Source organism: Burkholderia sp. Bp9143, assembly GCF_003853645.1.
Taxonomy (GTDB): Bacteria; Pseudomonadota; Gammaproteobacteria; order Burkholderiales; family Burkholderiaceae; genus Burkholderia.
In genome coordinates this window covers 1-14277 of sequence record NZ_QTPO01000003.1, presented here as the reverse complement: position 1 = coordinate 14277, position 14277 = coordinate 1, and the positions used below count along the sequence as shown (strand labels likewise).

The 14277-nt window shown below is 65.5% G+C and carries 10 protein-coding genes, 3 tRNA genes and 2 pseudogenes; 8 read left to right on the top strand and 7 right to left on the bottom strand.

All coding sequences use genetic code 11. From position 1 onward, the window contains the following. Nucleotides 1–80 precede the first annotated feature (80 nt). The 3 genes from DIE23_RS02705 to DIE23_RS02695 all read left to right on the top strand — a co-directional run bounded on the left by DIE23_RS02705 (nucleotide 81) and on the right by DIE23_RS02695 (nucleotide 2830). Nucleotides 81–1118, top strand: coding sequence for a quinone-dependent dihydroorotate dehydrogenase (locus DIE23_RS02705; RefSeq protein WP_124610679.1), 1038 nt, complete (start codon nucleotides 81–83; stop codon nucleotides 1116–1118). A 102-nt stretch (nucleotides 1119–1220) separates the two neighbouring features. Next, nucleotides 1221–2015, top strand: a complete 795-nt coding sequence (locus DIE23_RS02700; RefSeq protein ID WP_124610678.1) for a cystine ABC transporter substrate-binding protein — start codon at nucleotides 1221–1223, stop codon at nucleotides 2013–2015. 122 nt (nucleotides 2016–2137) lie between these two features. Then, nucleotides 2138–2830: an amino acid ABC transporter permease gene (locus DIE23_RS02695; protein ID WP_124610677.1), complete on the top strand. Its 693-nt coding sequence runs from the start codon at nucleotides 2138–2140 to the stop codon at nucleotides 2828–2830. A 54-nt stretch (nucleotides 2831–2884) separates the two neighbouring features. Here the strand turns inward: DIE23_RS02695 and DIE23_RS02690 are convergent, their stop codons facing one another. The 6 genes from DIE23_RS02690 to rnr all read right to left on the bottom strand — a co-directional run bounded on the left by DIE23_RS02690 (nucleotide 2885) and on the right by rnr (nucleotide 10089). After that, nucleotides 2885–3871 (bottom strand): Gfo/Idh/MocA family protein, encoded by a 987-nt coding sequence (locus DIE23_RS02690; RefSeq protein ID WP_124610676.1) that lies wholly within the window; start codon nucleotides 3869–3871, stop codon nucleotides 2885–2887. Nucleotides 3872–3971: 100 nt separating this feature from the next. Continuing rightward, complete coding sequence (locus DIE23_RS02685) at nucleotides 3972–4688, bottom strand: FadR/GntR family transcriptional regulator (protein WP_124610675.1); 717 nt, start codon at nucleotides 4686–4688, stop codon at nucleotides 3972–3974. Nucleotides 4689–4971: 283 nt separating this feature from the next. After that, on the bottom strand, nucleotides 4972–5664 hold the full coding sequence (rpiA, locus tag DIE23_RS02680; protein WP_059467600.1) for a ribose-5-phosphate isomerase RpiA: 693 nt from the start codon (nucleotides 5662–5664) through the stop codon (nucleotides 4972–4974). Between the two features lie 102 nt (nucleotides 5665–5766). Further along, on the bottom strand, nucleotides 5767–6639 hold the full coding sequence (locus DIE23_RS02675) for an N-acetylmuramoyl-L-alanine amidase (RefSeq protein ID WP_124610674.1): 873 nt from the start codon (nucleotides 6637–6639) through the stop codon (nucleotides 5767–5769). 93 nt (nucleotides 6640–6732) lie between these two features. Continuing rightward, nucleotides 6733–7476, bottom strand: a complete 744-nt coding sequence (gene rlmB / locus DIE23_RS02670; RefSeq protein WP_124610673.1) for a 23S rRNA (guanosine(2251)-2'-O)-methyltransferase RlmB — start codon at nucleotides 7474–7476, stop codon at nucleotides 6733–6735. A gap of 150 nt (nucleotides 7477–7626) precedes the next feature. Continuing rightward, nucleotides 7627–10089: a ribonuclease R gene (rnr, locus tag DIE23_RS02660; protein WP_124610671.1), complete on the bottom strand. Its 2463-nt coding sequence runs from the start codon at nucleotides 10087–10089 to the stop codon at nucleotides 7627–7629. Between the two features lie 249 nt (nucleotides 10090–10338). Between rnr and DIE23_RS02655 the strand changes: the two genes are divergently transcribed. From DIE23_RS02655 to DIE23_RS02640, 4 genes and pseudogenes are all read left to right on the top strand, one after another. Beyond that, nucleotides 10339–10425, top strand: a tRNA-Leu gene (locus DIE23_RS02655). Between the two features lie 183 nt (nucleotides 10426–10608). Further along, a pseudogene (locus tag DIE23_RS02650) lies at nucleotides 10609–11602 on the top strand (aliphatic sulfonate ABC transporter substrate-binding protein). A 115-nt stretch (nucleotides 11603–11717) separates the two neighbouring features. Beyond that, nucleotides 11718–11804: transfer RNA gene (locus DIE23_RS02645), tRNA-Leu, on the top strand. 253 nt (nucleotides 11805–12057) lie between these two features. Next, nucleotides 12058–12144: transfer RNA gene (locus DIE23_RS02640), tRNA-Leu, on the top strand. An 83-nt stretch (nucleotides 12145–12227) separates the two neighbouring features. On the opposite strand, the gene DIE23_RS02635 is transcribed toward DIE23_RS02640, so the two are convergent. Then, nucleotides 12228–12731, bottom strand: a complete 504-nt coding sequence (locus DIE23_RS02635; RefSeq protein WP_124610670.1) for an Ohr family peroxiredoxin — start codon at nucleotides 12729–12731, stop codon at nucleotides 12228–12230. 352 nt (nucleotides 12732–13083) lie between these two features. Between DIE23_RS02635 and DIE23_RS02630 the strand changes: the two are divergent. After that, nucleotides 13084–14277: pseudogene (locus DIE23_RS02630) on the top strand (ROK family protein); the annotation flags it as partial.

The following is a 14277-nucleotide window of genomic DNA, read 5'->3' as shown; positions in this document are numbered from 1 at the left end:
CGAAGCGAAGCCCGCCCTTGCCGCGCAACTCCCGGTAAAATAGCGGGTTGTCATTCATTCCGGCCGTCCGCCCAATTCCCGTGTTCAGTTCCCTCTATCCGCTGGCCCGCGCATCCCTGTTCAAGATGGATGCGGAAGACGCTCACCACCTCACGCTGCGCGCGCTCGGCGCGGCCGGCCGCACGGGCCTCGCCTGCGCGCTGTCGGCTCGCGTGCCCGATGCGCCGCGCACCGTGATGGGGCTCACGTTCCGCAACCCGGTCGGCCTCGCCGCCGGCCTCGACAAGGACGGCGCGGCCATCGACGGCCTCGCGTCGCTCGGCTTCGGTTTCATCGAGGTCGGCACGGTCACGCCGCGCCCGCAGCCGGGCAACCCGCGCCCGCGGATGTTCCGCCTGCCGCAGGCCGACGCGCTGATCAACCGGATGGGCTTCAACAACCACGGCGTCGACCAGTTCGTGAAGAACGTCCAGGCGGCCCGCTATCGCGGCATTCTCGGCCTGAACATCGGCAAGAATGCCGACACGCCGATCGAACGCGCCGCGGAAGACTATCTCTACTGCCTCGAGCGCGTGTATCCGTTCGCGAGCTACGTGACGATCAACATTTCGTCGCCGAACACGAAGAACCTGCGCCAGCTGCAGGGCGCGGGCGAACTCGATGCGCTGCTCGCCGCGTTGAAGGACAAGCAGCGGCGTCTGGCCGACCTGCACGGCAAGCTCGTGCCGCTCGCGCTGAAGATCGCGCCCGATCTCGACGACGAACAGGTCAAGGAAATCGCCGACACGCTGCTGCGCCACAAGATCGAAGCGGTCATCGCCACCAACACGACGCTGTCGCGCGCGGCCGTGCAGGGCCTGCCGCACGCGGACGAAGCAGGCGGCCTGTCGGGTCGCCCGGTGTTCGACGCGTCGAACGAAGTGATCCGCAAGCTGCATGCCGAAGTCGGCAGCGCGGTGCCGATCATCGGCGTCGGCGGCATCTTCTCGGGCGAGGACGCGCGCACGAAGCTCGCGGCCGGTGCTTCGCTCGTCCAGCTGTACACGGGCTTCATCTATCGCGGCCCCGCGCTGGTGGCCGAATGCGTGAAGGCCATCGCGCGCGAAGGCACCGCGTAATATAGTCATAAACAAACGATATTTAGTGGGCGATTGCTTTTTTGCTATGATCGACCCCACTGTCAGAATCAAGCGCCCCGCTGGGGCAAGGAAACTCACACGATGAAAATTTCGCTGCTGAAGAAGCTGCTGGTCGCCGGTCTGATCGGCACGTCGTTCGCCGCCGCCACCGCGCATGCGGCCGACCTCCTCGACCAGGTGAAGCAACGCGGCACGCTGCGCGTCGGCCTCGAAGGCACGTTCCCGCCGTTCAACTCGAAGAACCCGCAAGGCGAACTCGTCGGCTTCGACGTCGACATCGCGAAGGCCGTCGCCGCGAAGCTCGGCGTGAAGGTCGAGTTCGTCACGACGGAATGGAGCGGCATCATCGCGGGCCTGCAGGCCGGCAAGTTCGACGTGATCGCCAACCAAGTCGGCATCACCGACAAGCGCAAGGAAACGCTCGACTTCTCGCCCGCGTACACGTACTCGTCCGCGCAGCTGATCCAGCGCAAGGACGACACGCGCCAGTTCAAGTCGCTCGAAGACCTGAAGGGCAAGAAGCTCGGCGTCGCGCTCGGCACGAACTACATGGACATGGCGAAGTCGGTGCCCGGCATCGACGTGAAGACGTACCCGGGCGCGCCCGAGTACCTGCGCGACCTCGCGGCCGGCCGTCTCGACGCGGCGCTGAACGACCGCCTGATGCTCGCGTACCTGACGAAGAACTCGCAGCTGCCGCTGCGCCCGGGCTCGAACGTCGGCTCGGCGAATCCGTCGGGCATCCCGTTCAAGAAGGGCAACCCGAAGTTCCAGAAGGCGATCGACGACGCGATGGCGCAACTCGAAGCCGACGGCACGTTCACGAAGATCTCGGACACGTGGTTCGGCATCGACGTGACGAAGCCGGTCAAGTAAGCACGCCTCTGCTTCCCGCCTGATGGCGGGCCGGAAAGGGCGGCATCCGAAACGATGCCGCCCTTTGTTTTATTGGTCCGGTTTATGATTGCGCTTTCGCGCACGCATTCGATTCGTATTCCATGTCGACAACGTCCCTGCTCGTCCAATCGCTGCCGGTGCTCGCCCAGGGTGCCGTACTGACCGTCAAGTTCGCCGTGCTGTCGATGGTGTTCGGCCTGCTCGGCGCCGTCGTGCTCGCGATGATGGGCATCCGGCAAAGCGAGCCGCTCGAAGGCTTCGAACGCATCTGGGTCAACGCGCTCGCGGGGCTCGCGCGCGCGTACGTGAGCCTGATGCGCGGCACGCCGCTGCTCGTGCAGATCTTCGTCATCTATTATGGTCTGCCGAGCCTCGGCATCTCGCTCGATCCGACGCCGGCCGGCGTGATCGCGCTGTCCGCGAACGTCGCCGCTTACATGTCCGAAAGCATGCGCGGCGCGATCAACGGGATCGCGCGCGGCCAATGGCTGGCCGCATACAGCCTCGGGCTGTCGTGGGGGCAGACGCTGCGCTACGTGATCGGCCCGCAGGCGCTGCGCATCGCCGTGCCGAGCCTATCGAACAGCCTGATCAGCCTGATCAAGGACACATCGCTCGTGTCCGTGATCACCGTGACCGAGCTGCTGCGCAGCGCGCAGGAAGTAATCGCGGCGACCTATCAGCCGTTGCCGCTGTACCTCGCCGCCGCCGCTGTCTACTGGGTGCTGTGCCAGATCCTCGAATGGGTCCAGCGCTGGTACGAAAAGCGCCTGTCGCTGCCCGCGCGGCACTGAGCACGTTGCACTTTCGCCGGGCCGCAGATGCGCGCCCGGCCCCTTCCTCCCTGCCTATTCGCCCGAATAGCGCACGCCGAGCGCCGCGCGTGCCGCATCGGTCATCGCGATCATCTGTCGTGAATGGTCGTGCGTCATGATCGGGCTCTCGAGTTCGCCCGCGCGCAGCAGATCGCAGAAATGGGCGGTTTCGTAGTTCAGGCCGCCGCCGTCGACCGGCACATCGAGTTCGACGGTACGCCCATCGGCATAGCGAATCGTCGCCCGCGCGGGGTTCCACCACTTCTCGTGAATCGTCACGTGCCCGCCCGCCGCCGCGAGCAGCGCGTCGCCGCGTCCCATCACGTCGAGCCCGCAAAAGAGTTGCGCAATGCCGCCGTTCGCGTGGCGACTGTTCAGGCTCGCGAATACGTCGACGCCCGTCGCGCCGACGCGCCCGAGCGTCTGCACGTCGTGTGCGGCACCGAGCCAGTCGACCGCGAGAAACGCTTCGTAGATCCCGATATCGAGCAGCGCGCCGCCAGCACGATCGAGACGATAGACGGAATGATCGCCGGGCACCGACGACGACGCGCAGCCCGCGCGCACGAGCCGGATCTCGCCGATCGGATCGTCATGCAGGTGCGCACGCAGCTGACGGTACAACGGAAAGAACGGAGGCTTCATCGCTTCCATGAAGAGCCGTCCGGCAGCGTGCGCCGCATCCAGCACCGCGTCGAGTTGCGCCGCGTTCAGCGTCGCCGGCTTTTCGCACAGCACGGCCTTGCCGGCGGCGAGCGCCGCCTGCGCGTAGAGCGCGTGACTGTCGTGGAGTGTCGCGATGTAGATCGCGTCGATGTCGCTCGCGAGAAGTGCATCGAGGCTGGCGGCAGGCGTGCCACCGCAGTTGTCGCAGAAGGCGGTCGCCGCGTCGGCGCGGCGTGCCCATACGCCGGCGAGCACGGCACCGGGCACGTGAGCGAGGCTTTGCGCGAAACGGCGTGCAATGCTGCCTGCGCCGATGATGCCGAAGCGCACCAGGCGATTGTCGAGGTCGTTCATCCGGATCTTCCGTGTCGGTCGTGGACGGTGGCCGGCACGCTGCCGGCCGGCCGTCATGATAAACGGCTCGCCGGCTCACGGATAAGCGACGCGAGCGGATTCAGGCGCGTACGGGCACGTCGACGGAGAAATCGCGCGAGATCTCGTCGGCGCTGAAATCGATCAGGGCGAGCGACGCCGCTTCGGCTTCGCGCGGATCGCGACGTTCGATCGCATCGACGACGCGCGCGTGCGCCTTGACCGCGATGTCGTGCGCGCCATCCTTCTGCGCGACGCGCGGATTCACGAGCCGCACCGCGCCGCGCACGATTGCCGCCATCTGCTGGAAGAACTGGTTGCCGCTCGCCTGGACGATCCGCGTATGCAGCAGTTCGTCCGCCGTGTCGTAGCCGGGGTCGCCCGGTTGCAACACCTTGAACGCCTCGAACGCCTCGCGGATGCCCGCGATGTCGACGGCCGTCGCACGGACCGCCGCCTGCGCGGTCGCGCGCGGTTCGATCAGCATCCGGAATTCGATGACGTCACGCATGAACTGCGGATCCGGCTTCGCACGAAACCGCCAACTCACCACGTCTTCATCGATCATGCGCCAGTCGCGCATCGGCCGAACGCGCGTGCCGACTTTCGGACGCACGTCGAGCATGTCGCGCGCAAGCAACATCGATAATGCTTCGCGCATCACCGTACGGCTCACGTCGAACTCTTTCGACAGCACGTCCTGCGGCGGCAGAATGCCGCCATACTTGTCTTCGACGATACCTTCGACAAGCCCATCCATCACTTTGGCGACCAGTGACCGGTCTTTGCCCTGCTCCATGACACCTCCCCGTGCGTCGATTTGCGAACACCTGCTCCGCAGTTCCGCCGGCCCTGGTTACGACTGTTCTTATGATCTATAAGTTGATGAGTTCGAGGATATTTCGCTATCTGGTAAACACCTGACAGGGTTATCCCTCTTTTTGACGGGGTGATTTATAAGGCCTCAAAAAAAGCCCGGAAAGCGCTCTGCGCTTGCCGGGCCGCGATTATCGCCAAATTTAAACATGCAATCCATTACGGCATCTTGACGCCATTACGGACTGCTTCTCATTCAGTTGCGATTAATCGGGATAGACGATCGTTTCAACGCCGTTTGCCGTGCCGAGCAGGCACAGATTCGCGCCGCGCTCGGCGAACAGGCCGACCGTCACGACGCCCGGCCATGCGTTGACCTGCGCTTCGAAACCGCGCGGATCGGCGATCTGCAGCCCCTTCACGTCGATGATCTCGTTGCCGTTGTCGGTGATGTACGGTGCGCCGTCCTTCGTCACGCGCAGCACCGGCACGCCGCCGAGCGCGGTCACGCGCCGGCCGATCGCCGTGCGCGCCATCGGCACGACCTCGATCGGCAGCGGGAAGGCGCCGAGTACCGGCACGCGCTTGCTGCCGTCCGCGATGCAGACGAAGGTATCGGCCACCGACGCAACGATCTTCTCGCGCGTCAATGCGCCGCCGCCGCCCTTGATCATTGCACCGCTTGCGTCGATCTCGTCGGCACCGTCGACGTACACCTGCAGCGATTCGACCTCGTTCAGGTCGAACACCTTGATCCCATGCGATTTCAGGCGTTCGGTCGTCGCGATCGAGCTCGACACGGCGCCGCGATAGCGCGATTTGACGGCCGCGAGCGCGTCGATGAAGCAGTTGGCGGTCGAGCCGGTGCCGACGCCGATCACGGCGCCTTCCGGCACGTTCTGGATCACATAATCGGCGGCCGCCTGGCCAACCAGGCGTTTGAGTTCGTCTTGAGTCATGAGGTGGGAATACAGCGGGATTGCGGAAAACCGCCAGTTTACCGGACTCGGAAGGCGGCCCGGGCTTTTTCCGCTCGGGGAGCGGCGCGGGCACGCCGACGGTCAAGGCCCGCCGGTGGCGGGCGCGTTGTCGACTGCCGGCGTCGCGGGGAAATACTTGTCGAGCAGTGCCTGCGCGATCGCGTCGGTCCCGGCATCCGGATTGCCCGCATAGTCGGACGGACGGAAATGCATCTGGAACGCGGCGAATACGCGTCGCGTCCGTGTGTCGAGCACGCCGTCGGTCGGCACCTCGTAGCCGTAGCGCGCGAGCTTCAGCTGCAATTCGCGCACGTCGACGAGCGCGTACGGATCGCGACCGCCGAGCCGCGCGGCCACGGTCGCATCGTCCGGCCATGCGCCGACGCCGGCTTGCGCGAGCGCATGCCACGGGAACAACGGCCCCGGATCGATCTTGCGTTGCGGCGCGATATCGCTGTGTCCGACCACGCGCGTCGGCGGAATCCGGTAGCGCTCGACGATGTCTTTCGACAGACGGATCAGCGCGTCGACCTGTTCGGGTGGATACGGCTGCCAGGTGCTATTTTGCGGATCGAGCGGGCCGCGGTTCACGTTCTCGATGCCGATCGACGCTGCGTTGAGTTCAGTCGTGCCCTGCCATTCGCTGATGCCCGCCTGCCATGCGCGTTTCGATTCTGGAACGAGCTGGTAGACGACCGGCATCCCGTGTTCGATGCGCGGTTGCGGCGGCACGACGTAGTGCGCGCTGACCGAATCGCCCGTCAGTGTGCGCAGCGATTTCGCTTCGTCGCTTTCGGTGTAATGCATCACGAGAAAGCGAATCCGCGAATCGGCGCCGCGCGCATGCAGGCTCGTATCGGCGTAGTAGGTGCCGCGCTCGACCAGCGACGGCGACGTGCAGGCGGCCAGCAGGCCAAGGATGGCGCACGATGCGCCGAGGCGAAACAGGGTCATGGTCCGCGAGTTCCGTGAGGCGCGTGCCGCGCGTAGTCGCGGCACGCGTCGTTCGGGTCGTGGCGGCCCGCGCATCGCGCGAGACCGCGTGCGTCAGCCCTTCACGCGCCGTTGCCGCACCGCTTCGTACAGGCACACGCCGCTCGCGACCGACACGTTCAGGCTTTCCACGCTGCCGGCCATCGGGATGCTCATCACTTCGTCGCAGGTGTCGCGCGTGAGCCTACGCATGCCTTCGCCTTCCGCACCCATCACGATGGCGACGGGGCCGTCGAGCTTCGTGTCGTACAGCGTCCCCGACGCCTCGTCCGACGTGCCGATGATCCACACACCCGCATCCTTCAGCTCGCGCAGCGCGCGGGCGAGGTTCGTGACCGTGATGTATGGCACCGTGTCGGCCGCGCCGCTCGCGACCTTCGCCGCGGTCGCGTTCAGGCCGACCGCGCGGTCACGCGGTGCGATCACCGCATGCGCGCCGGCCGAATCGGCGACGCGCAGGCATGCGCCGAGGTTGTGCGGATCGGTGACACCGTCGAGCACCAGCAGCAGCGCCGGGCCCTGGATGCCGTCGAGCAGCTCGGACAGGTTCTGCGCGAGCGGGATGTCCTCGACGCGCGCGACGACACCCTGGTGGCGCTCGGTATGCGCGAGGCCCCACAGGCGGGTTTCGTCGGCCGCAATCAGCCGCACGCCCGCTTCCTTCGCGGTGTGCAGGAAGTCCTGCATGCGGCGATCGCGGCGCGTCTGGTCGTACAGCACCTCCGCAACCGTCGACGCATCGTGCCGCAAACGTGCGGTCACCGCATGAAAACCGTAAAGAACCTTCAGACGTGACATGACTGGAACAACCTTCGATCAAACGTGCGGCCGCGCGATGTGCGCAGCCGCGATCCATGGAAAAGGAAAGCGCCGCGTTGCCGGCCGGTGACCGGCAGAACGCGGCGTCTCTCGATACTGCAAGGGCGTGCGCGTGCGCCGCCCCAACGCTCAATACTTCTTGCGGGCGTGCGTCTTCTTCGCGGCCGTCTTCGCCGGCGCGCCGCCCTTCTTCTTCGCGGCGCGCGCAGCACGCGCTTCCTTCACCGCGGCGGTCGGTGTGCTGGCCGCCTTCTTGCGGCGCGGCGCGGCGTCCTCCACCGGCGGCAACGAGCGCACGCGCGGGCCGCCGCGATCGTTACCGTTGCCGGCGACAGCCGGTGCCGGTGCCGGACGCGGCGCCTTCACCGGCGTGTCGCGCACGAGGCGGAAATCGATCTTGCGCGCGTCGAGATCGACGCGGCTCACCTGCACGCGCACGCGATCCGACAGGCGATAACGGATGCCCGTGCGCTCGCCGCGCAGCTCGTTCTTGATCTCGTCGTACTGGAAGTAGTCCGAGCCGAGTTCCGTGACGTGCACGAGCCCTTCGATGAACAGCGTATCGAGCTGCACGAAGATGCCGAACGACGTGACGCCGTTCACCATCCCGCCATACTCCTCGCCGAGCTTGTCGCGCATGAAGTAGCACTTGAGCCAGGCCTCGACGTCGCGCGACGCTTCGTCGGCACGCCGCTCGTTCGCCGAGCAGTGCAGGCCGAGTTCTTCCCAGATCGCCGTGTTCGAGCGCGAACGGCCGCGCGCTTCTTCGTCGGCCTGCTGCATCGCGCGGGCGCGCGGCGACAGCGCGGTGTTCAGCTCGAAGCCGTCCGGCGCCTTCGGCGCGTACTTCTTGCCGGACAGGATCGCGTAGATCGCACGGTGCGTGAGCAGGTCGGGGTAGCGGCGGATCGGGCTCGTGAAGTGCGCATACGCCTCATATGCGAGACCGAAGTGCCCGATGTTGTCCGGGCTGTAGACGGCCTGCTGCATCGAGCGCAGCAGCATCGGCTGCAGCATCTGCGCGTCGGGCCGGTCGCGGATCTGCGCCATCAGCGCCGCGTAGTCGCTCGCATGCGGCTTTTCGCCGCCGCCGAGCGACAGGCCCATGCCGCGCAGGAACGCGCGCAGGTTCTCGAGCTTCTCCGGCGTCGGGCCCGCGTGCACGCGGTACAGGCCCGGGTGCTTGTTGCGCTTCAGGAAATCGGCCGCGCAGACGTTCGCGGCCAGCATGCATTCCTCGATCAGCTTGTGCGCGTCATTGCGCTGACGCGGCACGATCTGTTCGATCTTGCCCTGCGAGTTGCAGACGATGTACGTCTCGGTCGTGTCGAAGTCGATCGCGCCACGCTTCTGGCGTGCGGCGAACAGCGCCTTGTAGACGCCGTACAGGTCCTGCAGATGCGGCAGCAGGTCCGCGCGGCGCGCGGCCTCCGGCCCCTTCGTGTTCGACAGCACGGCCGCGACTTCGGTGTACGTCAGACGCGCGGCCGAATGGATCACGGCCGGATAGAACTGGTACGCCTTGATCTCGCCGCGCGCGGTAATCACCATGTCGCACGCGAGCACGCAGCGGTCGACCTGGGGATTCAGCGAACACAGCCCGTTCGACAGCTTCTCCGGCAGCATCGGGATCACGCGGCGCGGGAAATAGACCGACGTGCTGCGTTCCAGCGCGTCGGTATCGAGGCCGTTGCCCGGCTGCACGTAGTGCGACACATCCGCGATCGCGACGATCAGGCGGAAGCCGTCGCCACGACCGACCTTGGTCGGCTCGCAGTAGACGGCATCGTCGAAGTCGCGGGCATCCTCGCCGTCGATCGTCACGAGCGGCACGTCGCGCAGATCGACGCGGAAGCGCAGGTCGGCCGGCCGTACCTTGTCCGGCAACGCGGCGGCTTCGTCGAGCGCCGGCTGGCTGAATTCGTGCGGCACGCCGTACTTGCGCACGGCGATCTCGATTTCCATGCCCGGATCGTCGATGTCGCCGAGCACTTCGACGACGCGGCCGAGCGGTTGGGAATGGCGGCTCGGGAAGTCGGTCAGTTCGACGACCACGACCTGCCCGACCTTCGCCTTCTTCACGTTCTGCGTGATCAGGATGTCGTGGCCGATGCGCTTGTCTTCGGGGGCGACGATCAGCGCGCCGTTCTCGTTGAGCAGGCGGCCGATCACGCGCTTGTTCGCGCGCTCGGTGACTTCGACGACGTGCCCTTCCGGGCGGCCGCGGCGATCGTAGCCGACGATCCGCGCGAGCACGCGGTCGTTGTGCATGACCTTCTGCATTTCGCCGTTCGGCAAAAACAGGTCGTCCTGGCCGTCGTCGCGGATCACGAACCCGTAGCCGTCGCGATGCCCCTGCACGCGACCGGCAACGAAGTTCGACGGATGGGTGAGCTGGTAGTGGCCCCGCTTGTCGAGGCGGATCTGGCCGTCGCGTTCCATCGCAGCGACACGCCGGAAGAACCCCTCGCGCTCCTGACGCTTGATCGACAGCGCTTCGGCGATGTCGTTGGCTGCCAGCGGCGCGTCGCTCGTACGCAGCACGCCGAGAATTTCTTCGCGGCTCGGAATGGGGTACGGATATTTGCTCAAGGGTTTGTCGATGATTGTTCTCGTTGCGTTGACTGATGGTGCACGGCATCAACATAGAAGTGTCCGTCAGACAGTTCTATAGTGACGGCGGCGGACCATTCTATCACCCGCCTGTGTTGCCAAATGACGCGAATGCCGCGTGCAGGCGCCGCAGCGGCCGGTTTGCGGCGCACCGCAAAAAAGTGTTGACACGATTAATTGGGGCGCTATAATTCCGCTTCTTTGCAGCAAGCAGCTACTGCAAAACGTGCCCAGGTGGCGGAATTGGTAGACGCACTAGGTTCAGGTCCTAGCGGTGGCAACATCGTGGAGGTTCGAGTCCTCTCCTGGGCACCATCTGTTTTTAAAAAGGTCGGCTTCTAGCCGGCCTTTTTTCATTTCCGGCCTCACATTGCGCGTACTGGCCGCGCCATATGCCCGCCGCTCCGATCGATAGCAGAATTAATCGGTTATCGATTGCCCTCCCCGTTGGTACGTTAGCCGCCTTGCTTTCAACGAAACCAACGAGGAGTTCACCCCATGACGTCGATGAACCGCCGCGCGTTCGCGCGCGCGATGCTGGCCGCCGGCCTGAGCGCCGCCGGCATCCGGACGCACGCAGAGAACACGCCATCCACGCTGCGCATCGGATACCAGAAATCGTCGACGCTCATTACGCTGCTCAAGACGCGCGGCACGCTGGAGCAGTCGCTCGCACCGCTCGGCCTGCGCGTGTCGTGGCATGAATTCGCGAGCGGCTTGCCGCTGACCGAAGCTCTCAACGTCGGCGCAGTCGATTTCAGCGCCGACGTGGCCGACACGGTTCCTGTCTTCGCACAGGCCGCGCATGCGCGCTTCGTGTACGTCGCGCAGGAAGCGCCGTCACCGAAAGCGCAGGCCATTATCGTCAAGCGCGACAGCGCGCTGCGCACGCTCGCCGACCTCAGGGCCAAGCGCATCGCCGTCACGAAGGCTGCCGGCAGCCATTACCTGCTGCTTGCCGCACTCACGCACGCCAAGCTCGCCCCTGCCGACACGGCGATCCACTACCTGACACCGGCGGACGGCCGCGCGGCATTCGAGCGCGGCAGCGTCGACGCGTGGATCACGTGGGATCCGTATGTCGCGTCCGTCGACGCGAATCCCGACGTGCGGATTCTGGTCGACGGCAACGGGCTTGCTTCGTACCAGCGCTATTACCTCGCATCAAGCAGCTTTGCTGCCGCGCGTCCGGACGTCATCCGGGTCGTCTTCGACCGTCTGTCGCAGGCTGGCACATGGCTGCGCGAACACCAGCAAGAGGCTGCCGATACCCTTGCGCCAATCTGGGGACTCGACGCGAAGACGATCGAGCGCGCGCGCGAACGCGCGACGCAGCTATCTCGTGCGCGACGTGGTCACGCAGAACTTCGGCGAGCAGCAGAAGATCGCCGATACGTTCCTCGCAGCCGGTTTGCTGCCCGCACGCGTCGACACGGGCGAAGCGCTGCGCTGGAATTTCACCGTAAAGCGCGTGGAACCGATCCGCGCCTGATACCCCGAACGTGCAACGCGCGATATTTCTACCGCCATCGACCAAATTGTGTTGACAGACTCTCCAAGCACGCTATAATTTCATTTCTTTGCAGCAAGCAGCTACTGCAAAACGTGCCCAGGTGGCGGAATTGGTAGACGCACTAGGTTCAGGTCCTAGCGGTGGCAACATCGTGGAGGTTCGAGTCCTCTCCTGGGCACCATCTGTTTTTAAAAAGGTCGGCTTCTAGCCGGCCTTTTTTCATTTCCGGCGCCGAATCGCGATGCGCAGCACTCACGGCAGCATTTGTCCGCACTCCCGACACCACGACGCATTCACGATGCGTTGCCGCATGCGCCCTCCTCCAGCACCGCAACCAAACCATCAAATTATTTTCGTTCGCGACCTCAAATTCTGTTGACAGATCCTTCAGACACGCTAGAATAGCGGTCTTCGCATCGCAGCAAGCGAAACGTGCCCAGGTGGCGGAATTGGTAGACGCACTAGGTTCAGGTCCTAGCGGTGGCAACACCGTGGAGGTTCGAGTCCTCTCCTGGGCACCATCTGTTTTTTGAAAAGGTCGGCTTCTAGCCGACCTTTTTTCATTTCCGCTTCCGGAAAACGCAATATCCCCTCACATCGCGACTCACACCGCCCCGGTAACGCGCACGGTGTGCCGAATCCCCTCCCTCGCCATTTTCGCGTAAGGACAAATCGCCTCGGTCTCCGCGATGAGCTCACGGGCATCATCGGCGCCAACACCCGGCATGTCGACCTCGACATCGAGCGCGATCGCGAACAAGCCATCCGCCGGGTCGCGCTGAAACGTCGCATTGGCCGAGATCACGAGATTGGCCGGCAGTCGAATCCGGCGTTTCGTCGCAACCAGCGTCAACGCGCCATGAAAACATGCCGCGAAGCCGGCCGCGAACAACTGCTCCGGATTCGTCCCGCCACCCGCGCCACCCAGTTCAACCGGCAGGCGCAACGACACATCGAGTTCGCCGGTGACGGATCGCGCACGTCCGGACGATCGTCCGTGAGCCGATTCGCCACCGGTGACGGTCACTGTCGTCGCGTAAAGCGGCAGCGGTTCGGTGCCGGTGTAAGGATCGAGGAGCGATATCGAAGGACGTGTCGCGCGATGCATGTGTTTTCTCCCGAATAAAGCAGACGCGGGGCGGCGCCCGCCGCACCGTGTCGAATGAACATGCGACGCAGCCGGTTCTGCCCGGCCCGGCAGGCGTCGCCGCGTTCGGGCCGTCGTGTCATACGCAGCCCGGCCAGCAATCGTGACGTGCTGCAAGCCGCAAATCCATCAGACGAATTCGAAAATTTCCAGTAGCGCGTCGCCGCCCACATCCAGCCAACCCAAGCCCCGCCTTCATCCCCGAACAAAATCGGGATTTCCCTAGGCTGACATCCCGTCGCTCACGCGGCTAAATAAATCAACGTGATTTATTTAATGAGTCGACAACCGATGCGCCATGGAAGGAGGCGCCATGAGAAGCCCGCACATCGGCCAGGGAAGCGACTCGGCCAACGTGCGCCGATACAACGAGCGCCTGCTGTTGAAGACGCTGCGCCGCGCGGGCAGCGCGTCGAAGGCCGACCTCGCCCGTCTCGCGAGCATGACGGGCACGGCAGTCGGCAGCATCATCGCGTCGCTCGCCGACGCGAAGCTGATCGAATTCGCCGGCCGCACCGAAGGCCAGCGCGGCCAGCCCGCGTCGCTGATCCGCCTCGATCCGCGCGGCGCGTTCGGCATCGGCGTCCATCTCGACCGGATGCGCATCGAGACGGCGCTCGTCAATTTCGCGGGCGACGTGCTCGGCCGCCGCTCGCACGACACGCTGCTTCCCCCGCCCGCCGACGTGCTCGACATCGTGCGGCGCGACATCGATGCAATGCAGGATCTGCTCCCCGCGCATGAGCGCGCGCGCCTGACTGGCGTCGGCGTCGCCCAGCCATACAACCTCGGCGCATGGATGCGCGAGCTCGGCCTCGCACCCGACACGTTCCGTCCATGGGAAGACGTCGACTTCGCGAGCGACCTCGGGCGCACGCTGTCGCTGCCCGTGTTCGGCGAAAACGACGGCAACGCGGCCGCGATCGCCGAACTGTTCTACGGGTACGGCCGGCAGCGCGACGACTTCGTCTATCTGTTCCTCGGCCCGGTAATCGGTGGGGGGATCGCGATCGACGGTGACTGCCCGCGCGGCGTGACCGGCAATGCCGGCGACATCGCCGTGATTCCCGTGCCGTCGAGCCGGCTGGCGTCCGCGCCGCCGCCGCGCGGCCCGTGGGACATCCTGCTCGCCCGCGCGTCGCTGCATGCGCCATCACGGCGAGACGGTCGAGAACCGCGCCGACCTCGAGGCCTGCATCGCACGCGGCCTGCCGGCCGTCGACGAATGGATCGACGAATGGATCGACGACTGCGTCGACGCGCTCGCCCCGGCATTGCGCGCGGTGCTGTGCGTCGTCGATGCACCGGTGGTCGTGCTTGACGCCGATACCGACGCCGGCCTGCTCGATGCGGTGACGACCCGCCTGCGCGCGGCGCTCGTCGCCACCGCGCCGGAAGCCCGCGGCACCCCGACGCTCGTGCGCGGCACATTCGGCGCCGACGCCGGTGCGATCGGCGCCGCGACGCTGCCGATGTTCTTCAACTTCTCCCCGCGCTCCGGGATTCT